Genomic DNA, 23,675 nt, shown 5'->3' with positions numbered 1-23,675 from the left:
TTATGCATGTAATGCTTATTCCGTCTTGGTATTCTTCAGAAAGAAAAAAAGTTCATGGAAGCTTTTTTTTAGAGCAATTTAAAGAACTACACAAATCGGGAGTTAAAGTGACTGTAGCATATAATGAAATATGGCCTATTACTTATCTAGGAAAAATAAAAGATAAAAGAGGTATATCTGTAAATTTAGAATCGGATTTAGAAACCTATAGATATAAAGATTTTAATTACTTACCTAAAAATCCATTGATGTTTAAAAGTTTCAATAGAAGAATGGATAAATTATGTAAAAAAATAGTAAAAGAGAGAGGCAAGATAGATATTATACATGCCCATTCATGTTTTTGGGGTGGGATAGCTGGATATTACTTAAGCCAAAAATATGATATTCCATTAGTTGTAACTGAACACACGTCATTAGAAAATAGTAAGTATGTGCGAGAGTCATATAAGAAATATATATTTGAAGTTTATAATAATTGTACAAGGTTGATAGCAGTAGGAAATGGATTAAAAAAGGAACTTGAAACCTATACAAATAATGAAGTCAGAGTTATACACAATCTTGTTGACTTATCTTTATTTGACATTAGAAAAGATGAATCTTATGAGAAGTTTACTTTTTTTACATGTGCATATTTGGAATCTGGAAAAGGAATAGAAACACTTATAGAAGCCTTTGCGAAAAGTTTTAAGGGACATAAAAATGTTCAATTAATAATAGGCGGAGATGGAAGTTTGAAAAAATACCTTGAAGATCTTTCAGCACAAGTAGGCATAGATAAACAAACTATTTTTTTAGGTGCCTTAACAAGAAAAGAAGTAGCTATAGAAATGAATAGATGCAATTGTTTTGTTTTGCCATCAGAATATGAAACATTTGGAGTTGTTTATATTGAAGCCATAGCTAGTGGAAAACCAATTATAGGAACTAAAAATGGTGGAGCAGAAGACATAATAACTGATACAAATGGGGTTATTATTGATAAAAAAAATATAGATAAATTAGCTAAAGCACTAGTCTATATGAAAAATAATGAGTTGAAATTTGACCCATATAAGATTAGAGAAGAAGCTATTTCTAAATATTCAGGAGATGTGATTATAAATAAATTAAAAGGAGTTTATAAAGAATTACTATGATTGATTTATTAAAAAGGGGATTTAATTATATTACGGATGGATTTTATTTTAAGTTAGCTTATTTAATTGTAAGTATTTGCACTATAACTATTTTTTCAAATATACCTAAATTAAATTTAATAAGTAAACTATTAATAGTATGGGGTGTTATTTTAGTTATAAATAATTTTGTAAGATTATTAAGTGAAAAAATTACTATTCATAATATATTTCTTTGTATATTTATAGTAAGTTCTGTTTTATTAGTTTTTTCTAGATATAGAAATGGGGAAAATATTAAGATTATTATTATAAATCTAATTCTATTTTTTGGGATGTTCTATGTAGATGATTTAAAAAGTAAGAAAGAACTTATAAAAGAAGTTAAAATTATTTCTTTAGTATATTTTATTTTTTCATCATTATTGTCAATAGGATCTCTAATTATAATTTTTAAAAAAATAAATATAGTGATTAATGGACAAAACTACGGATTTGATATCCAAAATGGTAATAATACTGGATTATATTTTCATGAAAATTCTTTAGGTCTAGCAGCAGGAATAGCCATTGTTGTTGGGATTTATTTAATAATAGAGTTTAAAAGTAAACTATTAAAGGGAATAGTATTAGTAGCTATGATTTTTAACGGGTTAGCTCTTTTTTGTTCAGAGGGAAGAAGTGGTTATATTTTATTAATTATGCTTTTACCTATGTTAATTTTTATATATGGAAAAAATATTTTAATTAGAGTAAGTTTTATTATTCTTTTATTGATTGGATCAGTAGCATCAATAGTTAAGATAGATGTATCTTGGGATAAATGGTTAAGTGGGAGAGCGCAATTATGGATAACTTCCTTTGAATCTATAAAACAAAATTCTTTTTTGGGAATAGGAAATTTTAATTTAGCCGGTCATTTAACAGAGTTGGTACCTCAAGTGGAGAAATATGGAGTAACAAGTTTACCAGGAATAGAAGCTGGAGGAGTTCATAATATTTTTATACAAGTGGCTGTAGTATATGGAATTCCCACGCTTATTATATTTATATTATTTTTATTTTCATTGCTTTTTTATATTGCCAATAAAATTGACAAATTGAATGGATGTTATAAGTTGAAGACTACCATATTGTCAACATTATGCTTTGGAATTATTGGGGTGAATTTTTTTGAAAGTAACTTAGTTTTTATAATTAGTTTTATCTCACTTATTTTTTGGACATATATGGGTTATGCAGTGAGATTAGTTGAGAAAAAATAATATTTAGAGAGGTGAAGATATGTTTAAAAATTTAGATTTAGAAACATTTATCGAAGATTTATCGTCAGAAAAACCAACACCAGGAGGTGGAAGTGTAGCTGCTTTAGTTGGAGCTTTAGCCTCAGGATTAAATAACATGGTTTATAGTTTAACTGTTAACAAAAAAGCTTTTAACAATTTAACTGATGAAGAGAAAAGTTTGGTATTGGTTTCTATAGAAAGAACTAAAAACTTAAAAAATGAGTTTTTTAAGGCAATGGAAGAAGATAAAAGTGCTTTTGAAGGTTTAATGAATTCATATAAACTTCCTAAAGGTACTGAGGAAGAAGTAGGATTTAGAAATAAAGAAATAGAAATAAACACAATAAAGGCTTTAGAAGCTCCTCTAAATTTAGCGAGAAAAGCTTTAGAGTTATATAAGGAAATAGAGATTGGGGTTAAGTATGGGAATAAGGGAGCTATTTCTGATGCTGGAGTTTCAGCAATTCTTACTCATTCTACAATTGAAAGTGCAATTATGAATGTTAAGATTAATTTAGCTTATTTAACTAATGAAGAATTTAAAGCTTCGGTCAATAATGAAATAGATAATATAATTAAAGAGTCAATTGAGAAAAAAGAAATGTTTGTAGGTAAGGTTTATAGTATTATTGAGGGTTAAAAACTGAATTAATTATAAAAATTAGGTCTTTAGATTTTTTAATATCTAAAGACCTAATTTATTTAATATTTATAATTCGGCTAAAGATTTAAAGGTATATCCTTGATTCTTAGCTTCTTTAATAATAGTTTTAAGAACTTCAGTATTTGTTTTAGACACTGAATGAAGTAGCATTATTTCACCTGGATGAAAACCTTCAGTTATCTTTTTTATTGCAAAGTCTTCACTAGGTTGTTTTTCTTGAATCCAATCTCTATAAGCAAAACTCCAAAAGATTGTTTTGTAACCTAGCTTTTCAGTTCTAGCTAATGAAAGTTCAGAATATTTTCCCATAGGTGGTCTAAAGTATTTAGGCATCTCTTTTCCTGTTATCTCAGAAAAAAGTTCTTCCACATCTTTAAATTCCTTTTCAAACTTTTTTTCATCTCTTATTGATGCCATTGAAGGATGATGAGAACTATGATTGCCAACGATATGACCTTCTTCAACCATTCTTTTAACTATATCAGGGTAATCTTTTAAATAAGGACGAACAACAAAAAAAGCTGCAGGAACTTGTTCTTCCTTTAATATATCTAGAATTTTAAGGGTATTTCCATTTTCGTATCCTTGGTCAAAAGTAAGATATATAACTTTTTCTTGTGTATTACCTAAATAATAGGTAGAATATTTAGAATTAAACTTAGCAGTTTCTTTGGGTGAAGAAGGTGTTTGACCTTTAACATCTGAGTGAAAGTACCAATCATATTCTTTGCTATCAAAATCTTCTGCATTTGTATTAAATGCAAAAATATTTAAACTAATAAAAATTAAACTTAAGAATTTACTTATACTTTTCATTTTATCACCTCAAAAATAGTTTTTGTATTTCTAAAATATTTAGTAGAGTACTTTATTCCAATATTGGTTTTCTTTTATTGAAATAAAAAACTTAATAAAGTATAATTTTAAAGGATAGACAAATGAAAGAAGGGAATGTACATAAATGAAACTTGGAATTGTTGGATTACCTAATGTTGGAAAGAGCACTCTTTTCAATGCTATTACTAAAGCTGGAGCAGAATCAGCTAATTATCCATTCTGTACAATAGAACCGAATGTTGGTGTTGTTGCTGTTCCTGATAAAAGATTAGATGTATTAGAGAAGATATATAATTCAAAAAAGAAGGTTTATACTTCAGTAGAATTTTATGATATAGCTGGTTTAGTTAAAGGAGCTTCAAAAGGAGAAGGATTAGGAAACAAATTCTTATCTCATATAAGAGAAGTTGCAGCTATCTGTCATGTAGTTAGATGCTTTGATGATGAAAATGTTGTTCATGTTGAAGGATCGGTTGACCCAATAAGAGATATAGAAACAATTAATCTAGAATTAATATTCTCTGATTTAGAAGTTTTAGAGAGAAGAATGGAAAAAAGCGTGAAGTTAGCTAGATCTGGAGATAAAACAGCTAAAGCAGAATATTCTTTAATGGAAAGAATTAAAGCCCACTTAGAAGATAATAAACCAGTGAGAACTTTAGAAGTTACAGAAGAAGAGGATGAAATTGTAAAATCTCTATTTTTAATAACTTCAAAACCTGTGTTATATGTATGTAATATATCTGAAGATGATATGATGAGTGGAAATCTTGAAAATGACTTGGTTAAAAAAGTTCAAGAACATGCTAAAAGTGAAAACTCTGAAACTGTTATTGTAGCTGCTAGATTAGAAGAAGAACTATCAGGTTTAGAGGAAGAAGAAAAGGCAGAAATGTTAGAAGAGTATGGACTTACTGAATCTGGCTTAGATAAACTAATTAGAACTAGCTACAAACTTTTAGGGTTAATGAGTTACTTAACTGCTGGAGTTCAAGAAGTAAGAGCTTGGACGATAGTAAATGGGACTAAAGCACCTCAAGCAGCTGGAAAAATTCACTCAGATATAGAAAGAGGTTTTATAAGAGCTGAAATAGTGTCCTTTGATGCTTTAGTAGAATTAGGATCAGAAGCTGCTGCAAAAGAAAAAGGATTATATAGATTAGAGGGAAAAGAATATGTAATGAAAGATGGAGATGTAGTTAATTTTAGATTTAACGTATAATATATTTCTGGAGTTAAAAGGTTGTTATGCCTATATTTGGGTGTAGCAATCTTTTTTTGCTTGGAAATCTAGTAAGCAATCAATACATATTTGCATAATTATTAAAGAACTATACTAATTTGTATAATAATAACTTTGACTAATTTAAAAAAATATTAAAAAAACCTTCTAAAATATTGAAGGTTTTTCTAATTTACTATAGAATATATATATCAAGTGGTTAAAAGTGGTGAAAAGTGGTGTAGAATAAATAGAAAGTAGTTTTTGAGGTGTGAAATGTTTATAGGAGAGTATAATCATGGACTAGATGCCAAAAATAGAATGATTATTCCCTCTAAGTTAAGAGAAGAATTAGGCAATAAATTCATCTTAACTAAAGGGCTTGATGGGTGCCTATATGCATACCCTTTAAACGAATGGAAAATACTTGAAGAGAAATTGAAGTCATTGCCACTTACTAATAAAGATGCTAGAGCCTTTGTTAGATTTTTCTTTTCTGGAGCCACTGAGATAGAGTTAGACAAGCAAGGAAGAGGGTTAATACCACAAAATCTTTTAGAATATGCGAAGATAGAAAAGGAAATAGTAAGTATTGGAGTACTTACTAGAGTAGAGATCTGGAGCAAAGACAAGTGGAATGAATATAATGATGAAAATATAGATTATGACAGTTTGGCAGAAAAAATGAGCGATTTAGGCATTTAAGGAGTGGTATTAATGGAATTTAAACATGTCTCAGTATTGCTTGAGGAATGTATAGAAGCGTTAAATATTAAAAAGCAAGGTTATTATGTAGATTGTACAATGGGTGGCGCAGGTCATTCATCGCATATAGTAAGTAACTTAAATAATGATGGAAGACTAATAGGAATTGACCAAGACACAGATGCATTAAATGCAGCAAAGGAAAAGTTAAAAGACTACAACAATGTTATATATGTGCATAACAATTTTCATAATATTTATGATATTTTAGAAGAACTTAACATTGAAAAAGTTGATGGAATACTTATGGACTTAGGCGTTTCATCTTATCAGCTAGATGCTGGTGAAAGAGGATTTAGCTATATGCAAGATGCGCCTCTTGATATGAGAATGAATAGAGACAAGGAGTTTAGTGCCTACGATGTAATCAATGATTACTCAGAAGAGGACTTATATAGAATTATAAAAGACTATGGAGAGGAGAGGTTTAGTAAAAGAATTGCTTCATTTATAGTAAAAAGGCGAAATGAAAAACCTATAGAGACAACATTAGAATTAGTAGATATTATTAAAGCTGCTATACCAGCAAAAGCTAGGAGAGATGGTCCTCACCCAGCTAAAAGAACTTTTCAGGCTATAAGGATAGAAGTTAATGGTGAACTTGAAATATTGGATAAAGCTATAGATGATAGTGTGAAAAAACTAAATAGCAATGGAAGATTAGCAATTATAACATTTCATTCCTTAGAAGATAGAATTGTTAAAAATAAGTTTAGAGACTTAGAGAATCCTTGTAAATGTCCAAAAGAGTTTCCAATATGTGCGTGTGGGAAAAAGCCAACGGTAAAAGTTTTATCTAGAAAGGCTATAGCACCAACAGATGAGGAAATAGAAGTTAATCCTAGAAGTAGAAGTGCAAAATTGAGAGTTTTAGAGAAGATTTAGGTATAAAAGAATGGGGATGTGAATAAATTGAAATTAGAGGAATATGATTATATAAAAGGTAATACAGCATTAAGTCCAAAAAGAAAACAGAATGAATTTGATTGGGAAAAATATGAGCAGCTAAAGAAAGCCAAAAAACAAAGAAACATAAGAATAAATGAGAAAAGGAAGAAAATCAGAAGCGGAGTTGGGCAAGTAATTACCATAGTTTTTGTACTCGGATTTGCAACTATAATGAGAGATTCCCACGTTTATAAAATACAAAACTCCATAGCTGATCTAGATAACAAAATAAATTCAGTAGTAGCAGAAAATGAGGCGTTAAATGTTGAGATATTAAAGGCTTCATCTTTATCTAGCATTAAAAACAATGCAGAAAACGGGTTAGGAATGACAACACCCAAAAAAGAAAATGTTATAAAGATAGACTTATCTGAAAATAACTTTTCTCAAAATGAAAATAACTTAAATAAAGATATGAAAAACGGCCTATTTGAAAACATAAAGGATGCACTTTGGTAGGTGCATCTTAGTTTTTGTATCAGTAATAATATGGGGGTTTAGTTGTGAAAAAAAACTATAGAGATAACGCTACAAGTAAAAAAAGAATGAGACTTGTACTAACAGGATTGTGTATATTCTTCTTTGTTTTGTCCTTAAGGTTATCTTATATAATGATAGGAAAAAGACAAGAGTATTCAGCGAGAGCAATTGAACAATGGACAAGTGAAGTTAAAATTGATGCAAGAAGAGGAAAAATACTAGATAGAAATGGAAAGGAACTTGCAGTATCAGCTAATGTGTATAGAGTGGACTTTGATTTAAACGCAATAAGAAAATATTTAGAAAAAGTGAAAAAAGTCAATGACGATATTGCTAAAGATATAGCGGTGGCAGTAGGTATGGAGACTACAGATGTTGTAAAGAAACTTGAGACGAGACTACCTTCTGGGAATTTAGCAGGATCTGCTACCTTAATTAGAAGAATTGAAAAAGCAGAAGCAGATAAGGTAAAAGCATTAGATATAAGTGGGGTAATAGTATCACCAGATACTAAAAGATATTATAGAAATGATAATTTCTTAGCGCAAGTACTTGGGGTAACAAATTCTGATGGTCAGGGACTTGGGGGAGTTGAGCTTCAATATAATAAGCAACTTTCAGGTGTACCTGGAATGAGAATAGCGGAACTTGATAGTAGAAGTGAAGAATTACCATATACCGTTTCAAAGTTTACACCGCCTGTAGATGGAAAAGATTTAACATTAACGGTAGATGAAAGCATACAATTCTTTGCAGAAAAAGCTGCTGAAGAAGCTCTAAGTGATAATAAGGCTAAAGCTGTAAGTGTAATTGTAATGAATCCTAAAAATGGTGAAGTATTAGCAATGGCAAATAAACCAGACTTTAATCCTAACAAGCCATATGATGGTGCAGAAGGTTTTGAAGGAAATAATTCAAGTGAAAAATTACAAAAGATGTGGAGAAATAGGAGTGTATCGGACTCCTTTGAACCTGGATCTATATTTAAAGTATTTACTGCACAATCATCTTTAGAAGATGGAGTAGGAGATGTAGGAGAAACTTATGTATGTAATGGATCTACTGTTGTTGGCGGAAGAACTATAAAATGCTGGAGAACTTCAGGTCATGGAACTGAAACCTTTGCTGACATTATAAAAAATTCCTGCAACGTTGGATTTATTGAATTAGGAAAAAGAATAGGAAAAGAAAGTTTAACTAAACATATTGCAGACTTTGGATTTGGAAAGGTAAGTGGAGTAGACTTACCAGGAGAAGCTAAAGGAATAGTTAAGCCCCTAAAAGATATTTCAGAAGTTGACCTTGCGACTATAGCTTTTGGTCAAACAAATACTGTTAACCCTATCCAATACATGGCAGCATTTAATGCAGTGGCTAATGGTGGAACTTGGATACAACCTCACGTTATGAAACAAGTATCACATAAAGATGAAAATGGAACCGAAATAATAGATGAAAAATTTGAACCAACTACTAGAACAGTAGCTACTACAGAAAAAACAAAAGTTTTAAGATCATATCTTGAAAGAGTTGTAACTGAAGGATCTGCAAAAAAAGCTTTTGTAGAAGGATATCATATAGGAGGAAAAACTGGTACAGCTCAAAAAGTTAATCCAGTCACAAAAACATATCAAGGTTATATATCAACATTTGTTGGAATGGCGCCTATTGATGATCCTGAGATAACTGTTATGGTTTCTATTGATGAACCTGGTGGAACTGATTATTATGCAGGTATGATAGCAGCTCCAGTTGCACACACATTATTTAGTGATATATTCAACTATTTAGAAAGTAATGCAGATAATATAGGTGCTGCTAGCTTAGCTAAGGAAGTAGTAATTCCTGAGATCAGAGGACTTAAGGTTCAGGATGCTAAGAAAATGTTAAAAGACTTAAAACTAGATTATGAGATAGATGGAAGTGGAGAGTATGTAACAAAAGTATCTCCAATACCAGGGTATTCAGTTAAAGAAGGAAGTAAATTAAATATTTATACAGGTTCAAGCCAAGAGTATAATAAGGATATAATAATGCCGAATGTTAAAGGATATAGCAAGGAGCAGTCAACTAAATTATTCACTTCATTAGGATTAAAGTATGAATATGAAGGCTTTGGATTAATTAGTGAACAAAGTATTGAACCTGGGGATGTTATTTCAAAAGGAACTACTGTAAAATTAAAATTATCTAATGATACTCAAGATGGAGGATTTTAGCATGTGGTTTACCACATGCTCATCTTTTGTTTAAAATAAGGTTATTATGGAAAGAATACTAGCATAGTATTTTAAGGAGTGTATTTATGTTACTGGAAAATTTATTAAAAGGATTAGACTATAAATTAATCAGTGGGGATTTAAAAACTAATGTAAAAGAAATTAGATATGATAATAGAAAAGTTACATCAAGAGACTTATTTGTCTGTATAAAGGGATTTAAGGTTGATGGGCATGAGTTTGCAAAATCAGCTATTGATAACGGAGCAACGGTTATAATCACAGAGAAGAAATTAGAGATTAATCATGGAATTACTGAGGTTTTAGTTGAAGATAGTAGAAAGGCTTTAGCTGTAATTAGTTCTAACTATTATGATAATCCTTCATCTAAGATGAAGATAATTGGTGTTACAGGAACTAATGGTAAAACAACAACTGCATTTATGTTAAAATCAATACTTGATAAAGCAGGACATAAAACAGGACTTGTAGGAACTATAGCTAACTATATAGGAAACAAGGTTATAAAAACAGAGAGAACAACTCCTGAGTCATTTGAACTACAAAAGTTATTTAAAGAAATGGTGGATGAAGAAGTTGAATATTGTATTATGGAGGTATCTTCACATTCTTTAGAGCTTAACAGAGTTTATGGAGTAGAATTTTATATAGGTATATTTACTAATTTAACAAGGGATCATTTAGATTTTCATTTAACTTTTGAAAATTATTATAAAGCTAAATATAAGCTATTCCAGAATTCTAAATTCAAAATAGTAAATATGGATGATGAATATGGACAAAGAGTTAAAAGAGATCTTATTTCTGAAGGTTCAGAAGGAAATATAATAACATATTCTATAAATAATTCTGGAGATTTTGATGCGCGTAATATATCTGTAAATGGAATTTTATCTAACTTTAATGTAAGATATAAAGAGGACTCTAAAGATATGGTACTACAGATACCAGGTGATTATAATATTTATAATGCTTTAGGAGCCATAGCATCAGCAAGGATATTAGATATAACTTGGGAAAACATCATAAATGCATTAAAGGAAACTGTAGTAGCTGGAAGATGTGAAAGAGTAGTTGGGAAGTATCCTAATGATTATGAAATAATAATAGATTTTGCACACACACCAGATGGTTTAGAGAATATATTAAAAACCGCAAGGAAATTTACAAACAATAGATTGATTTGTATTTTTGGATGTGGTGGAGATAGAGATAAGCAAAAACGTGGAGAAATGGGACAAATAGCTGTTGAACTTGCTGACTACAGTATAATAACATCTGATAATCCAAGAACAGAAGATCCTTTACTAATAATTAATGATATAGTTAAAGAACTTAAAAAGAACAATTATGAAGTTGAAGAGAATAGACATGTAGCTATTGAAAAAGGAATGAAGATTGCTAAAGATGGTGATGTGCTTATATTAGCAGGAAAAGGACATGAAACCTATCAAGTTTTAAAAGAGAAAACTATAGATTTTGATGAAAGAAAGATAATAAAAGAAATATTAGCTAAAATTTAAGGAGTAAACTATGGAAAAATTAACTTTGGAAGAGATAGTTAAGGCTGTTGACGGAACACTTATAGTTAAAGGAAATATTACTGAATTTGATAAAATCTCAACTGATAGTAGGGAAATTTCTCCTAATAGTATATTTATTGCACTAAATGGCGAGAATTTTAATGGCAATAAATATGCTCCTAATGCTATAACAGGTGGAGCTAAGCTTTGTATAGTAGATGAAGAAATTGAAATTCCTGAGAATAGTGATTGTTCACTCATAAAGGTAAAGAGTGGAAAAGAAGCTCTATTAAACTTAGCAGAGTATTATAGAAGTAAATTACCTATAAAGATAATTGGGGTAACAGGTTCTACAGGAAAAACTTCTACAAAAGATTTAATTGGAGCAGCATTATCTAAAAGATTTAAAGTTTTTAAGACAAAAGGAAATTTTAATAATGAAATCGGTGTTCCTCTTATGATATTTTCTCTAGATGAATCTTATGAAGTAGCGGTTTTAGAAATGGGTATGAATAATTTTGGAGAAATACATAACCTAGCTAAGGTTGCAAGACCAGATATTGCCGTAATAACAAACATAGGAATATCTCATATAGAGAATTTAGGATCTCAAGAAGGTATACTTAAAGCTAAGATGGAAATAACAGATTATTTTACTAAGGAAAATACTTTGATAATAAATGGGGAAGATTCATTTTTAATTTCTATTAAAGATAAAGACTATAAAATTGTATCTTGTGGATTAAACGAAAAAGCTAATTTAAAAGCTACAGAAGTAAAGCTAATGGAAGAATCTATAGAGTTTATACTTAATAAAGATGATGAAAAACATAAATTTAATATTGATGTACCTGGAGAGCATAGTGTGTTAAATTCCTTATTAGCAATAGGATGCGGTGTTGAGCTTGGTGTAAGTTATGATGATATAAGTGAGGGATTAAAAAACTTAGCAAGAACACCCATGAGACTTGAGATTATTAGAAATAAAGAGGGTTATGTAATTATTAACGATTGTTATAACGCATCTCCTCAATCAATGAAATCTGCTTTAGAGGTTCAAAATAATATAAAATGTAATAAAAGGATAGCTGTATTAGGAACCATGTTAGAGCTTGGAGACGAATCCTATTTAGCTCATAAAGAAATTGGTGAATATGCTAAAGAGATAAAGGTTGATGAACTACTAGTAACTGGAGACTTCTCTAAAGCTTATAAAGAAGGTTTTGGAGAGGATACTAAAGTGTTTAATACGAAACTAGAGTTAATAGAGTATTTAAAAGCTAATGTTATTATAGGTAATAGTATTTTAGTTAAAGCTTCAAGAAGTATGAAATTTGAAGAAATAGTGGATGCCGTTAAATAATATTTACAAAGGAGGTGTCCCGGGGGTAGGGGGACATGAATAAGATTATGGATTTTATAAGTACAGACATGTTAATATCATTGATTTTATCTTTTTTAGTTGCAACGATAATAGGTTCACCTATTATAAAAGGGTTGTATAATTTGAAATTTGGACAAAATATAAGACAGGACGGACCTCAAAGTCATTTAAAGAAAGCTGGAACACCAACTATAGGTGGACTTATCTTTATTACTTCAACTACAATTGTCACATTTATAATGATTAGAGATATAAAAGACGAGGCCTTTGTTGCTTTATTTGCTTTCATTGCTTTTGGGTTTATAGGATTTTTGGATGATATAATTAAAATAGTTAAAAGAAATAATTTAGGATTAAGGGCGTATCAAAAAATGATCCTGCTTTTAATTGTTTCAGGTGTATTATCTTATTATAGTTATGTCGAACTTGGTACTAAGATAAATATACCTTTTATAAATACTCAATGGGACTTAGGAGTTTTATATATACCTTTTGTTATTTTCTATTTTGCTGCAACTACTAATGCAGTTAATCTAACAGATGGATTAGATGGATTAGCTACTTCAATTACTATTTTAGTTATGACATTTTTATCAATAGTAAGTTTCAATTTAGGAAACTATACTTTAACTATATTTTCTATAGTTTTAGCAGGATCGCTACTTGGATTTTTAAGATTTAATGCTTTTCCAGCTAGAGTATTTATGGGAGATACGGGTTCTTTAGCATTAGGGGGAGCGGTTGCAACAGTAGCTCTTTTATTAAAGATTCCATTTATAGTTGTAATAATTGGCGCTATATATGTAATAGAAACCTTGTCAGTTATAATTCAAGTTTCATCCTTTAAGTTAACTGGAAAAAGAGTGTTTAAAATGGCTCCGATTCATCATCATTTTGAGAATATGGGATGGAGCGAAACTAAGATAGTGACGATTTTTTCAATTATAACAGTTGTATTATGTTTTATAGGATTTCTCTCTCTCTAATAATTTATGGAGGATTAATGAATGAAAAAATTTAACTCTAAACTTAAAATGGGTCAAATAGATTATCCATTGTTTTATGTAGTATTTTTTATATTAGCTATTGGAGTAGTAATGGTATATTCTGCTTCAACGTATTACGGGATGTATGTGATGAAAGAAAATGATTCTATGTATTTTCTTAAAAGGCAGGCGTTTTTTGCGGTAATTGGTATAGCTGCTATGCTTTTTATGATAGCGTTTGACTATCATAAATTAAAAAAACTTACACCCCTTATATTAATAGTTACAGTACTTTTACTTGTAGCAGTATTTTTCTTTCCAGAAGTAAAAGGAGCGCAGAGATGGATAAAAGTTGGGCCTCTTAGTTTACAGCCTTCAGAGGTTGCAAAATATGCAGTAATACTGTTTTTAGCTTTAAGCTTAGAGCAAAAAGGTGAAAGAGTGAAAGGATTAATTTATGGAGTTCTGCCATATTTAGCTTTTTCAGGTTTTTTTGCGGGAATGGTATTATTACAAAAAAATCTATCTATTGCATCCGTAATAATGATAGTTACATTAATAGTTTTATTTATTTCAGGAGCAAGATTAAAAGATTTTGCAGTTATACTACCAGTTTTATTTGCGGGTGCAGTATTTTTCATTTTATCAGAGCCATATAGAAAAGCTAGACTTCTTAATTTTATAAATCCATGGCAAGATCCTGCAGGAAATGGGTATCAGCTTATTCAATCATTTTTAGCATTAGGCTCTGGAGGAATAACTGGACTTGGATTAGGTCAATCAAGACAAAAAACCTTATATATGCCTGAACCACATAATGACTTTATATTTTCTATTATTGGAGAGGAATTAGGCCTTATAGGATGCCTTTTCATAATAGCTTTATTTGGAATACTTATATGGAGAGGGATAACAATAGCTATAAAAGCTAAAGATACCTATGGAACATTATTAGCTGTAGGAATAACATCTGTAATAGCAGTTCAAGCAATAATAAATATAGCTGTTGTAACAGGTTCTATGCCAGTTACAGGAGTACCACTTCCTTTTATAAGTTATGGAGGTAGTGCCTTAGTTATAAATATGACGGCCATGGGGATACTTTTAAATATATCAAGGCAAACAGAAAAATCAGAGGTCTTTTAACTTTGCGTAAGCAAAGTTTTTTTTTGGAAATAATTTAAAATTAATAAAATTGTAATGAAAAAAATGGGTTAAAGTGTTATTATAAATATAAGATTTTTTGTAAGGAGAGCTTAAGTGGAGGCATTAAAATATATAGAGGAGAAAAAAAGAAAAAAAAAAATAAAAAAAACTATAGCTTTATTAATGGTATTAATAGGGCTTTTAATACTGTTCTTAATTAAGGCACCAATATTTAACATAAATAATGTTAAAATAGTCAGTAATGATAATGAAGTTGCTTTAAAAGACGATATAGAAAATAAGCTTCAAGGGATAAAGGGACGGAATATTTTTTACGTAAAAAGAAGTTACATAGAATCAATATTAAAAAATGATCCCTATATAAAAGATGTAAAAGTAACTAAAGCCCTTCCTAATAAGTTAACTGTTGAAGTAAAAGAAAATAAAAAGATATTTACAGTTGAACAAAATGGTAATTATTATGCACTTGATGAAAGTGGAAAGGTTCTTGATAAAAAGCTTGGTGAAGATGATTTAGTTAAATTAGAAGGTATAACTATACAAGATAAAGAAATTGGTGAAAAAATAACAGAAGATGAAAAGATATTAGAAATAATTAAAGATTTTGGTGCTCTTATTAATTCAAATACTTCTAGCATTAAGTTTAGTAAGTTAGATATTAGTAACCTATCAAATATAAGTTTGTATAGTAATGAGGTTCTTATAAAAATAGGTGGAAACTTTGACTTGACTAGAAAGTTAAATAATGCCGTCAATATATTGAAAAACGATAAAGTTGATATAAAAAAAGGTTACATTGATGTTAGTGTGGAAGGCAATCCCGTTATAAAAGAGGAATAGGAGGTATAACATGAAAAGACTTTATTCTCAGATAGCAGTTGCAATAGTATGTGCACTTTTAGGATTTTTCTTATCCTATCAATTTAAATTAATAAACGCTAGAGAAGAAAACAAACAGCAAAGTACTTCTGCTACTACAGATATATTAAAAGAAGTAGAAAGCTTAAAGGTAGAAAGAGATGATGTAAAAAAACAAAATGAAGATCTTCAGGCTCAACTAAAAAAGATAGAAGATGAAGCTGCAAAATCTGGAGCTGTTGACATGGACATTAAAAAAGAGTTGGATACTACAAGAATGATTACAGGTACAGTAGATGTAAAAGGGCAAGGGATTATTTTGCGTATAACACCTAAAAGTGATATATTTTCATCTAATAAAGAAAGTGCTACATTATTAGATGAGTTAGAATTAATACATCTTGTTAATAGTTTATGGTTTGCAAGGGCGGAGGCTGTATCTATTAATGATTATAGACTAACACCTCAAACAGGTATAAAAAATTCTGGTAGCGTAGTAAACATAGGAAGTGAAGGAAGAGTAGATCCAAGTAAAGAAATTATAATTAAAGCTATAGGTGATAAAAATTCACTTGATGCTGCACTAAAGTTTGCTAATACTTTGAATTTTCAAAACTTAGGAAGTTATAAAAAAGAAATAGAACCATCAGATGAGATTGTAATAAAGAAAAGTGTAAAAGGATTAAATTCTAATTATATAAAACCTGTTAAGTAAAGGAAGTGATTAAATGATAGCATTTATAGGACTTTTAATTGGAGTTATTATAGGATTGACAACTAATATAAATATTCCTGATAAGTTTTCACCATATATGTCAGTAGCAATTTTGGCATGTTTGGATTCAGTTTTTGGAGCTGTTAGAGCTTCATTATCTAAAAATTTTCAAGCTGATGTATTTATTTCTGGATTTTTTGGTAATGCTGCATTAGCAGCAGCCTTAGCCTATTTAGGAGATAAACTTGGGATACCTATATACATAGCCGCTGTTATTGTTTTTGGAGGCAGAATTTTTGATAATTTTGCTATTGTAAGAAGATTATTATTAGAAAAAGCGAAATCTCGTTAATGGAGGTTTAAGGATGAAATATAATGAAGCAAGTATTTTTGTTTTTATAGCCTCCATAATAATAGGTGTTTTAATAGCTTTAAATATAAATTTATCATCTACGTCTTCTAATATTCAACTAACAGCAAATGAATATAGTAAGGCTGTAGATGAGCGTACTAAATTAAGACAAGAGATAAATGCTTTAGATACTAACAATGATGAAATTATAAATAAACTTAACGATTATACATACTCTGAACAAAAAAATGAAAAAATAATTGAAGACTTAAAATCTCAACTTAGTTTATATAAAATGATAGATGGCTTTGAAGATACTAAAGGATCAGGAATTAAAATTACTATAAGAGATGGTGATTATGAAAGCTTAGGTATAACAGATCCAAAGATGATGTGGTTTTATTTACTTCATGATAATGATATGATAAATGTAGTTAATGATTTAAGAGCCGTTGGTACAGAAGCAATATCTATAAATGGATATCGTATATATCCGTTTTCGGGATTGATATGTGATGGTCCATTTCTTAGGATTTATGGAGATATACAGATTCCACAACCTTTTGAGGTTGAAGTAATAGGAGAACCAAAAGTTCTTCAAGATTTTCTTGCGAGTGATAATTCATATATAACCGGCTTAAAAGCAAGAGGCGTGGACGTTAAAGTAAAGGAAGTAAAAGAGATTATAATGAGGGCTAAAATAAATACAACAAAACCAGAATTTATGGAACAATACACAAATTAATAAATAAACCGCCACAATAAAAACTTATTTTTGTTGTGGCGGTTTATTTTAATGAGATTATTAAATTGCTTCAAAAATAATAGAAAATAAAGTCATACTCTTCCAAATAGCTATGTTTTGTATTATAATTAATTATATGAATTTGAAGGAAATATATATATTTTGGAGAATATATAGAAATAGGAGATGAAGTTTTGAGCATAAAGGAAAATATACAAAAAATTAAAGAAACTTTAGAAGATGACATAACTCTTATAGCTGTATCTAAAACTAAACCTTTAGAAGCTCTAGAAGAAGCCTATAGCTATGGAATACGTGATTTTGGAGAAAATAAAGTTCAAGAACTTTTAGAAAAGTACGATAACTTTCATAAAGATGTAAAATGGCATCTTATAGGTCATCTACAGACAAATAAAGTTAAGTATATAGTAGATAAGGTTTTTCTTATTCATTCTCTAGATTCTATTAAGTTATTACAACAAATAGAGAAAATCTATGGAAGTAATGATAAAATAGCAAATGTATTAATTCAAATAAACATAGGGAAAGAAGAAACTAAAGCAGGTATCTTTGAGGAAGAACTAGATGCTTTAGTAAATGAAATAGAAAAATGTAAATATGTTAAAGCTTTAGGATTAATGGTTATTATACCTAAAGGAGATGAGCAAGAAAATAGAAAGTATTTTAAGTCTACTAAAAACATATGGGATAAATTAGAAGAACAGAAGTTCAAAAATATAACAATGAGGCACTTGTCCATGGGAATGAGTAGTGATTATATAACTGCCTTAGAAGAAGGAAGTAATATGATTAGAGTTGGGCAAGGCATTTTTGGGAAAAGATAAAATTTAGGAGGAATTGATATGGCAGCTAAAATGGTTGATAAAGTAAAAGAATTATTTGGTTTTGGAGAATATGAAGATGAATTTGAAGAATTTGAAGATAGTGAAGAATTTTCAGAAGTAGCAATGGATGAAGTTGAACCTGTATTGTCAAATAAAAAGAATAATAAAGTAGTAAATATTCATACTGCTTCTTCTGCAAAGGTCACTATAAAAAAGCCAACAGTATATGATGATGCTACTGAGATTTGTGAAGCATTAAAATCAAGAAAGATTGTGGTTATTAATACATCTGCACTTGAAACAAGAATTGCCCAAAGGTTATTAGATTTTGTGTCTGGAGCATGTTTTGCTTTAGCAGGGGAACTACAAGAGATAGAAAGAGGTGTATATATTTTATCACCATCAAATGTTGAAGTAACAAATGAATTAAAAAGCGAACTTTCTTCAAAAGGGATGTTTAACTGGAGTAAATAAAGCTCAGGAGGGCAAATAATATATGATATATACTACACTCTCACTATTTATAAAAGTTATTCAATTTGCAATATTTGCAGATGTAATACTTTCTTTAATGGAATCTATGGGTTCACCTGTAAAATATCATTATATAGTTAAAAATTTTACAAAGCCAATACTAGAGCCCTTTGAAAAATTGCAAAGTAAATTAAATTTAAATATTCCTGTTGATTTGTCACCTTTTTTAGCTTTAATAGCACTTAATATAATAGAAAAGCTATTAAGATTAATATTTTAATAATGGATAAAAAGGAACTAACTAGAATATTTGAAGGGGAAGAACTTATATTAGCTATAGGATTATTAGAGAAATACAGTCTTTCTAAGGAATATAATATTCCTATGTTCTCACAAAGTTTTTTGACTCCTAATATATGGATGTATTTTACTGAAAGAATATCTAAAGATATTAGTGTAGAAATAAACGGGGGTTTTGAGGACTGCGAAAGAAAAATGATTGCTTTTAATAATCTATATGAGGCTCCTTTCCCTATGAAAATATTAGAGATAACCAATAAATCAAGATTTAGAACCTTGGAACATAAGGATTATTTAGGTGGAATATTATCATTAGGAATAAAACGTGACAAATTAGGAGACTTAATTCTAGACAATGATAAATGTTTTGTAGCTATTTCTGAAGAATTGACTGATTTTTTGATTGATAACTTAGAGTTTATTGGGAAAAATCCTTGTGATGTAAAAATAGTTGAGAGTAATGAAGAGCTACCTAGTGTTAAGTTTACAGAAAGCAATATAAATATAGCTTCATTAAGAATAGATTCTGTTGTAGCATCTTTAGCTAATGTTTCAAGAAGTGAAGCAGTAAAACTAATTAATTCGGGAAAGATTTTAGTTAACTATTCTAATAATATAGATAAGAGTTATGAAGTAAAGTTAAATAGTACTATTACTATTAGAGGAAAAGGTAAATTTATTATTTCAGAAATTACTGGGAAAACGAAAAGTGATAAGTTGAAAATAAAAGTAAAAAAATATACATAATGTAGAGGTGATACAGATGAAAATTACTCCAATGGATATTAGCAATAAGGAGTTTAAAAAAGGATTAAGAGGATATAATCCAGAAGAAGTTGATGAGTTTTTAGATGAAATTGTAGATAATTATGAGGAACTTTACAAAGACAATGCCTTATTAAAAGAAAAAGTATCTGCACTTTCAGAGAAAATTGAACATTATGGAAAAATAGAAAATACTATTCAAAATACTTTACTATTAGCTCAAAATGCAGCTGAGCAAGCTAGAAGTTCAGCAAAAAAAGAAGCTGATATGTTAGTTAAAAATGCTAATGATACTGCTCAAAAGATATTAGATAAAGCTCATGCAGATGTAGTTCAAATAAACGATGAGTTTGATAGAATAAAACAAGAGTTCATTAAGTTTAGAGCGAAATTTAGGAACTTCATGAATACTCAATTAGAAACTTTTGATGATTTGGAAAAGGATTTTATTAAAAATTATAATATAACAAATCCATTAGAAGATATTGAAGAAAAAGAAGTAGCAGTAGATTTAAATCTTAATGATGAAGACGAAGAAGAAATAAGTAATGATTTAGATCAAATAAAAAGTTTCTTTGCTAATAAATAAGTGATAAAAAGGCAAAATCTAATAGATTTTGCTTCTTTTAATTTTAATAGTAATATTGAATGTTATAAAAACATCTAATTTTGAAAACAATAGTAATAGTATATTATAAACTATCGGAGAGGTGTTGATTAGATGGATAAAAATAAGTTCAATATATATAAAGAAAAATTATTAAAAGAAAAAGATAAAATTAAATTAATAATAGATAATCTAGAGAAAAATGATTTTGGAAGTATTAATATAGAAATGGCTTCAGAAATATCACATTATGATAACCATCCAGCAGATGCAGCAGGAGATGTGTATGATATGGAAAGAGGTATGGCTCTAAAAAGAAAAGAAGAGGTTTTGTTAGAACAGGTTGAAAACTCCTTAAAATCTTTAGAGAAAGGAAGTTATGGAACCTGTAAATCCTGTGGTGAAGAGATTTCAGAAGAAAGATTAGAGTTTATACCTTATGCAGAATATTGTATAGATTGTCAGAAGTTAATAAGCTCTATAGGAAATCAAGAAAAAAGACCTGTAGAAGAACAGGTTATTGGCACACCATTTTATTATGAGCATTTAAGTAAAGATTACACAGGTTTTGATGAAAAGGATAGTTATCAAGCTGTGGAGAAATTTAATAGGATAGAAGACTTGGAATATTCCGGTGATGATGATATGATGTATGTTGAACCTATAGAAAAGATAAGTAATGAACAATATAAGGCAGGACTACCTGACTAAGATTATTGTTTTAGTATGAGGAGTAGTATTTTAATGGAAGAGTTAATATTTAAGATAACTTCTGAAGAAGTTAATAAAAGAATAGACAAATATCTATCAGAAGTTATCGAAAATAAGTCTAGAAGTTTTATTCAAGGATTAATAGATAATGATAATATAAAAGTGAATGATAAGTTAATAAAAAGTAATTACAAATTAAAGCTTAATGATATTATAGAAGTAAACTTACCTGAACCTCTTGAGCTAGAGGTTAAAGCTGAAGATATAAAACTAGATATAGTTTACGAAGATCATGATGTTATTGTAGTAAATAAACCTCAAGGGATGGTAGTGCATCCTGCACCAGGTAATTATACAGGAACATTAGTAAATGCATTACTTTATCATTGTAAAGATTTATCAGGTATTAATGGAGTCATTAGACCAGGGATAGTTCATAGGATAGATAAAGATACCTCAGGGATATTGGTAGTTGCAAAAAATGATAATAGTCATAATTTTTTAGCTGCTCAACTAAAAGATCATTCTATGAAAAGAGAATATTATGCTTTAGTTGAAGGAAGAGTAAAAAATGATATTGGAACTATAAATGAAAAGTTAGGAAGAGACCCAAAAGATAGAATAAAAATGGCTATAGTTAAAGAAGGTAGAGAGGCTATAACTCATTATGAGGTTTTAGAAAATTATGATTATACTACTCTTGTTAAATGTAATTTAGAAACTGGGAGAACCCACCAAATTAGAGTTCATATGGCTCACATAGGACATCCGTTAGTAGGGGATCCCGTTTATGGTTATAAAAAATCGAAGTTTAAATTAATGGGGCAGATGCTACATGCTAAAACTTTAGGATTTGTTCATCCAACCACAAAAGAATTCCTAGAGTTTTCTACTGAGTTGCCAAGCTATTTTAAAAATATAATAGAAAAGTTAAGAGGTTAGGGAGAGATGGATATGAAGCTAAAAGCTGAACTACTAGATGAAAATGCTATTAGAAGAAGTTTGGTTAGAATTTCTCACGAGATTATAGAGAAAAATAAAGGTGTAGAGGATGTAGTTTTAGTAGGAATTAAAAGAAGGGGGTATCCTCTAGCACAAAGAATTTCGGAGCAAATCAAAAAGATAGAAGGAGTCACTGTTCCTGTTGGAATGGTAGATATAACTTTATATAGAGATGATTTAATTGAAAATAGTGAAATGCCTTCAGTTGCTAGTAATGACATAGGTATTAGAATTAAGAGTAAAACTGTAATAATAGTAGACGATGTTTTATTTACCTGTAGAACTGCTAGAGCAGCAATAGACGCTATTATGGATTATGAAAGACCAAGCTCGATACAATTAGCTGTATTAATAGATAGAGGACACAAGGAATTACCTATAAGAGCTGACTATGTAGGAAAAAACATACCTACCTCTAAATCAGAAATAGTTGCAGTTAGAATAAATGAAATAGACGATGAAGAGTCAGTTAAAATATTTGAAAAATAGGAAGGAATTAAATAATGTTTTATGATTTAATAGCTACTACTGCCTTTGGACTGGAATCCGTAACAGCTAAAGAGCTAAAAACTTTAGGATATGAAGACTTAAAACTAGAAAATGGGAAAGTTCATTTTCAAGGAGATGAATTAGATATTGCAATAGCTAACATCCATTTGAGAACTGCTGAAAGAGTTTTGATTAAAATGGGTGAATTTACTGCAACTACTTTTGAAGAGTTATTTCAAGGTACAAAAAATATTGAGTGGGGAGACTTTATACCTGAAGACGGTAAGATGCATGTTATAGGTAAGTCTGTAAAATCCACTTTATTTTCTGTTCCTGATTGTCAATCAATTGTTAAAAGAGCTGTTATTAAAGCTATGGAGCAAAAATACAACAGAGAAGTTTTTAGTGAAGATGGACCAGTTTATAAAATAGAAATATCTCTCCTTAAGGATGTAGCTACATTAACTATTGATACATCTGGAGTTGGATTACATAAGAGAGGTTATAGAGAAAGAGCTGGAGAAGCACCTTTAAAAGAAACTTTAGCGGCATCTATGGTTTTACTGTCTAGATGGAGTGGAATGGAAACATTGATTGACCCTTTCTGTGGTTCTGGAACGATTTTAATAGAAGCAGCAATGATTGCAAGAGATATAGCACCAGGAATAAGGAGAGAGTTTGTAAGTGAAACTTGGCCTAATATACCAAAAGAACTTTGGACTCAAGTAAGGGATGGAGCTAAAAAATCTATAAAGAATAAAGATATTAAGTTATTAGGATATGATATAGACGGAAGACTTCTTGCTACTGCAAGAGAAAATGCAAAACTAGCTGGAGTTTTAGAAAATATAGATTTCCATAGACAAGACTTTAAAGAATTTTCTTTAAATAGGGACTATTCATTTATAATAACTAATCCACCTTATGGGGAAAGAATTGGTGAGCTTGAAGAGATAAAGGTTTTCTACAAAAAACTAGGAGAGCTAAAGAAAAAGATACCATCTCTAGAAATTGAAGTTTTAACATCTTACGAAGATTTCCAAAGAGAATTTGGAGATAAAGCCAATAAAAATAGAAAACTTTACAATGGAAGAATAAAGTGTTATTTATATCAATATCATAGGAACTAATTAAGAAGTCATTACAAGTTATTTTGTAATGACTTTTCTATTGTCTAGAAAACCTCCGG

The 23,675-nt window shown here is 29.5% G+C and carries 26 protein-coding genes; 25 read left to right on the top strand and 1 reads right to left on the bottom strand.

Translation table 11 applies throughout. The features are described 5' to 3' along the window. Positions 1 to 2: 2 nt before the first annotated feature. Genes B3N22_RS12865 through B3N22_RS12855 form a run of 3 tightly spaced genes read left to right on the top strand, consistent with a single transcriptional unit; the run spans position 3 to position 3,047 of the window. Positions 3 to 1,142, top strand: a complete 1,140-nt coding sequence (locus tag B3N22_RS12865) for a glycosyltransferase (RefSeq protein ID WP_286907697.1) — start codon at positions 3 to 5, stop codon at positions 1,140 to 1,142. Further along, positions 1,139 to 2,386, top strand: a complete 1,248-nt coding sequence (locus B3N22_RS12860; protein ID WP_286907695.1) for an O-antigen ligase family protein — start codon at positions 1,139 to 1,141, stop codon at positions 2,384 to 2,386. Before B3N22_RS12865 ends, B3N22_RS12860 begins: the two co-directional genes overlap by 4 nt. 19 nt (positions 2,387 to 2,405) lie before the next feature. Continuing rightward, positions 2,406 to 3,047: a cyclodeaminase/cyclohydrolase family protein gene (locus B3N22_RS12855; RefSeq protein ID WP_286907693.1), complete on the top strand. Its 642-nt coding sequence runs from the start codon at positions 2,406 to 2,408 to the stop codon at positions 3,045 to 3,047. 69 nt (positions 3,048 to 3,116) lie between these two features. Here the strand turns inward: B3N22_RS12855 and pdaA are convergent, their stop codons facing one another. Beyond that, positions 3,117 to 3,887 (bottom strand): delta-lactam-biosynthetic de-N-acetylase, encoded by a 771-nt coding sequence (gene pdaA, locus B3N22_RS12850; protein WP_286907690.1) that lies wholly within the window; start codon positions 3,885 to 3,887, stop codon positions 3,117 to 3,119. A 145-nt stretch (positions 3,888 to 4,032) separates the two neighbouring features. Between pdaA and ychF the strand changes: the two genes are divergently transcribed. From ychF to B3N22_RS12740, 22 genes are all read left to right on the top strand, one after another. Further along, a complete protein-coding gene (ychF, locus tag B3N22_RS12845; RefSeq protein WP_286907689.1) occupies positions 4,033 to 5,130 on the top strand; it encodes a redox-regulated ATPase YchF in 1,098 nt (365 codons plus the stop codon). A gap of 276 nt (positions 5,131 to 5,406) precedes the next feature. Then, positions 5,407 to 5,835, top strand: coding sequence for a division/cell wall cluster transcriptional repressor MraZ (gene mraZ / locus B3N22_RS12840; RefSeq protein WP_021801413.1), 429 nt, complete (start codon positions 5,407 to 5,409; stop codon positions 5,833 to 5,835). 12 nt (positions 5,836 to 5,847) lie between these two features. Beyond that, the gene (rsmH, locus tag B3N22_RS12835) at positions 5,848 to 6,780 is read left to right on the top strand and encodes a 16S rRNA (cytosine(1402)-N(4))-methyltransferase RsmH (RefSeq protein WP_073019804.1); all 933 of its coding nucleotides are present in this window, start codon (positions 5,848 to 5,850) and stop codon (positions 6,778 to 6,780) included. A gap of 27 nt (positions 6,781 to 6,807) precedes the next feature. Beyond that, positions 6,808 to 7,302, top strand: coding sequence for a cell division protein FtsL (locus B3N22_RS12830; protein WP_286907687.1), 495 nt, complete (start codon positions 6,808 to 6,810; stop codon positions 7,300 to 7,302). Between the two features lie 86 nt (positions 7,303 to 7,388). Then, positions 7,389 to 9,542, top strand: a complete 2,154-nt coding sequence (locus tag B3N22_RS12825) for a stage V sporulation protein D (protein WP_286907918.1) — start codon at positions 7,389 to 7,391, stop codon at positions 9,540 to 9,542. An 86-nt stretch (positions 9,543 to 9,628) separates the two neighbouring features. Beyond that, positions 9,629 to 11,086 carry a UDP-N-acetylmuramoyl-L-alanyl-D-glutamate--2,6-diaminopimelate ligase gene (locus tag B3N22_RS12820; RefSeq protein WP_286907684.1) on the top strand — a complete coding sequence of 486 codons (1,458 nt, stop codon included), beginning with the start codon at positions 9,629 to 9,631 and terminating at the stop codon, positions 11,084 to 11,086. Between the two features lie 10 nt (positions 11,087 to 11,096). Further along, on the top strand, positions 11,097 to 12,449 hold the full coding sequence (locus B3N22_RS12815; protein WP_286907682.1) for a UDP-N-acetylmuramoyl-tripeptide--D-alanyl-D-alanine ligase: 1,353 nt from the start codon (positions 11,097 to 11,099) through the stop codon (positions 12,447 to 12,449). Between the two features lie 35 nt (positions 12,450 to 12,484). Then, positions 12,485 to 13,456, top strand: a complete 972-nt coding sequence (gene mraY, locus B3N22_RS12810; protein ID WP_286907680.1) for a phospho-N-acetylmuramoyl-pentapeptide-transferase — start codon at positions 12,485 to 12,487, stop codon at positions 13,454 to 13,456. Positions 13,457 to 13,477: 21 nt separating this feature from the next. Next, complete coding sequence (spoVE, locus tag B3N22_RS12805) at positions 13,478 to 14,602, top strand: stage V sporulation protein E (RefSeq protein WP_286907678.1); 1,125 nt, start codon at positions 13,478 to 13,480, stop codon at positions 14,600 to 14,602. A 114-nt stretch (positions 14,603 to 14,716) separates the two neighbouring features. After that, entirely contained in the window at positions 14,717 to 15,463 is a 747-nt protein-coding gene (locus B3N22_RS12800; protein WP_286907676.1) for a cell division protein FtsQ/DivIB, read from the top strand. A gap of 10 nt (positions 15,464 to 15,473) precedes the next feature. Then, positions 15,474 to 16,196, top strand: coding sequence for a DUF881 domain-containing protein (locus B3N22_RS12795; protein WP_286907674.1), 723 nt, complete (start codon positions 15,474 to 15,476; stop codon positions 16,194 to 16,196). Between the two features lie 13 nt (positions 16,197 to 16,209). Next, a complete protein-coding gene (locus B3N22_RS12790) occupies positions 16,210 to 16,548 on the top strand; it encodes a small basic family protein (RefSeq protein WP_021801423.1) in 339 nt (112 codons plus the stop codon). A gap of 13 nt (positions 16,549 to 16,561) precedes the next feature. After that, positions 16,562 to 17,293: a DUF881 domain-containing protein gene (locus B3N22_RS12785; protein WP_286907672.1), complete on the top strand. Its 732-nt coding sequence runs from the start codon at positions 16,562 to 16,564 to the stop codon at positions 17,291 to 17,293. A gap of 194 nt (positions 17,294 to 17,487) precedes the next feature. Further along, entirely contained in the window at positions 17,488 to 18,138 is a 651-nt protein-coding gene (locus tag B3N22_RS12780) for a YggS family pyridoxal phosphate-dependent enzyme (RefSeq protein ID WP_286907670.1), read from the top strand. An 18-nt stretch (positions 18,139 to 18,156) separates the two neighbouring features. Continuing rightward, positions 18,157 to 18,612 carry a cell division protein SepF gene (locus B3N22_RS12775; RefSeq protein ID WP_286907668.1) on the top strand — a complete coding sequence of 152 codons (456 nt, stop codon included), beginning with the start codon at positions 18,157 to 18,159 and terminating at the stop codon, positions 18,610 to 18,612. A 22-nt stretch (positions 18,613 to 18,634) separates the two neighbouring features. Further along, on the top strand, positions 18,635 to 18,892 hold the full coding sequence (locus B3N22_RS12770) for a YggT family protein (RefSeq protein WP_286907666.1): 258 nt from the start codon (positions 18,635 to 18,637) through the stop codon (positions 18,890 to 18,892). Between the two features lie 2 nt (positions 18,893 to 18,894). Then, on the top strand, positions 18,895 to 19,659 hold the full coding sequence (locus B3N22_RS12765; protein ID WP_286907664.1) for a YlmH family RNA-binding protein: 765 nt from the start codon (positions 18,895 to 18,897) through the stop codon (positions 19,657 to 19,659). A 16-nt stretch (positions 19,660 to 19,675) separates the two neighbouring features. Then, positions 19,676 to 20,266: a DivIVA domain-containing protein gene (locus tag B3N22_RS12760; RefSeq protein ID WP_073019779.1), complete on the top strand. Its 591-nt coding sequence runs from the start codon at positions 19,676 to 19,678 to the stop codon at positions 20,264 to 20,266. A 132-nt stretch (positions 20,267 to 20,398) separates the two neighbouring features. Then, on the top strand, positions 20,399 to 20,995 hold the full coding sequence (locus tag B3N22_RS12755; RefSeq protein WP_238906531.1) for a TraR/DksA C4-type zinc finger protein: 597 nt from the start codon (positions 20,399 to 20,401) through the stop codon (positions 20,993 to 20,995). 33 nt (positions 20,996 to 21,028) lie between these two features. After that, positions 21,029 to 21,937 (top strand): RluA family pseudouridine synthase, encoded by a 909-nt coding sequence (locus B3N22_RS12750; RefSeq protein ID WP_238906529.1) that lies wholly within the window; start codon positions 21,029 to 21,031, stop codon positions 21,935 to 21,937. A 12-nt stretch (positions 21,938 to 21,949) separates the two neighbouring features. Then, complete coding sequence (pyrR, locus tag B3N22_RS12745) at positions 21,950 to 22,486, top strand: bifunctional pyr operon transcriptional regulator/uracil phosphoribosyltransferase PyrR (protein ID WP_286907659.1); 537 nt, start codon at positions 21,950 to 21,952, stop codon at positions 22,484 to 22,486. Between the two features lie 14 nt (positions 22,487 to 22,500). Beyond that, the gene (locus tag B3N22_RS12740; protein ID WP_286907657.1) at positions 22,501 to 23,616 is read left to right on the top strand and encodes a THUMP domain-containing class I SAM-dependent RNA methyltransferase; all 1,116 of its coding nucleotides are present in this window, start codon (positions 22,501 to 22,503) and stop codon (positions 23,614 to 23,616) included. The last annotated feature ends 59 nt before the right edge of the window (positions 23,617 to 23,675 follow it).

It is taken from the genome of Clostridium sp. UBA1652 (genome assembly GCF_002320975.1).
Classification (GTDB): Bacteria; Bacillota; Clostridia; order Clostridiales; family Clostridiaceae; genus Clostridium_T; species Clostridium_T intestinale.
This window is presented reverse-complemented; position numbering and strand designations above follow the sequence as displayed.

Coding starts and splice junctions, on each gene's coding strand:
- B3N22_RS12865 (WP_286907697.1), top strand. CDS start 3: ATGCATGTAATGCTTATTCCGTCTTGGTATTCTTCAGAAAGAAAAAAA.
- B3N22_RS12860 (WP_286907695.1), top strand. CDS start 1,139: ATGATTGATTTATTAAAAAGGGGATTTAATTATATTACGGATGGATTT.
- B3N22_RS12855 (WP_286907693.1), top strand. CDS start 2,406: ATGTTTAAAAATTTAGATTTAGAAACATTTATCGAAGATTTATCGTCA.
- pdaA (WP_286907690.1), bottom strand. CDS start 3,887: ATGAAAAGTATAAGTAAATTCTTAAGTTTAATTTTTATTAGTTTAAAT.
- ychF (WP_286907689.1), top strand. CDS start 4,033: ATGAAACTTGGAATTGTTGGATTACCTAATGTTGGAAAGAGCACTCTT.
- mraZ (WP_021801413.1), top strand. CDS start 5,407: ATGTTTATAGGAGAGTATAATCATGGACTAGATGCCAAAAATAGAATG.
- rsmH (WP_073019804.1), top strand. CDS start 5,848: ATGGAATTTAAACATGTCTCAGTATTGCTTGAGGAATGTATAGAAGCG.
- B3N22_RS12825 (WP_286907918.1), top strand. CDS start 7,389: ATGAGACTTGTACTAACAGGATTGTGTATATTCTTCTTTGTTTTGTCC.
- B3N22_RS12820 (WP_286907684.1), top strand. CDS start 9,629: ATGTTACTGGAAAATTTATTAAAAGGATTAGACTATAAATTAATCAGT.
- B3N22_RS12815 (WP_286907682.1), top strand. CDS start 11,097: ATGGAAAAATTAACTTTGGAAGAGATAGTTAAGGCTGTTGACGGAACA.
- mraY (WP_286907680.1), top strand. CDS start 12,485: ATGAATAAGATTATGGATTTTATAAGTACAGACATGTTAATATCATTG.
- spoVE (WP_286907678.1), top strand. CDS start 13,478: ATGAAAAAATTTAACTCTAAACTTAAAATGGGTCAAATAGATTATCCA.
- B3N22_RS12795 (WP_286907674.1), top strand. CDS start 15,474: ATGAAAAGACTTTATTCTCAGATAGCAGTTGCAATAGTATGTGCACTT.
- B3N22_RS12790 (WP_021801423.1), top strand. CDS start 16,210: ATGATAGCATTTATAGGACTTTTAATTGGAGTTATTATAGGATTGACA.
- B3N22_RS12785 (WP_286907672.1), top strand. CDS start 16,562: ATGAAATATAATGAAGCAAGTATTTTTGTTTTTATAGCCTCCATAATA.
- B3N22_RS12775 (WP_286907668.1), top strand. CDS start 18,157: ATGGCAGCTAAAATGGTTGATAAAGTAAAAGAATTATTTGGTTTTGGA.
- B3N22_RS12770 (WP_286907666.1), top strand. CDS start 18,635: ATGATATATACTACACTCTCACTATTTATAAAAGTTATTCAATTTGCA.
- B3N22_RS12765 (WP_286907664.1), top strand. CDS start 18,895: ATGGATAAAAAGGAACTAACTAGAATATTTGAAGGGGAAGAACTTATA.
- B3N22_RS12760 (WP_073019779.1), top strand. CDS start 19,676: ATGAAAATTACTCCAATGGATATTAGCAATAAGGAGTTTAAAAAAGGA.
- B3N22_RS12755 (WP_238906531.1), top strand. CDS start 20,399: ATGGATAAAAATAAGTTCAATATATATAAAGAAAAATTATTAAAAGAA.
- B3N22_RS12750 (WP_238906529.1), top strand. CDS start 21,029: ATGGAAGAGTTAATATTTAAGATAACTTCTGAAGAAGTTAATAAAAGA.
- pyrR (WP_286907659.1), top strand. CDS start 21,950: ATGAAGCTAAAAGCTGAACTACTAGATGAAAATGCTATTAGAAGAAGT.
- B3N22_RS12740 (WP_286907657.1), top strand. CDS start 22,501: ATGTTTTATGATTTAATAGCTACTACTGCCTTTGGACTGGAATCCGTA.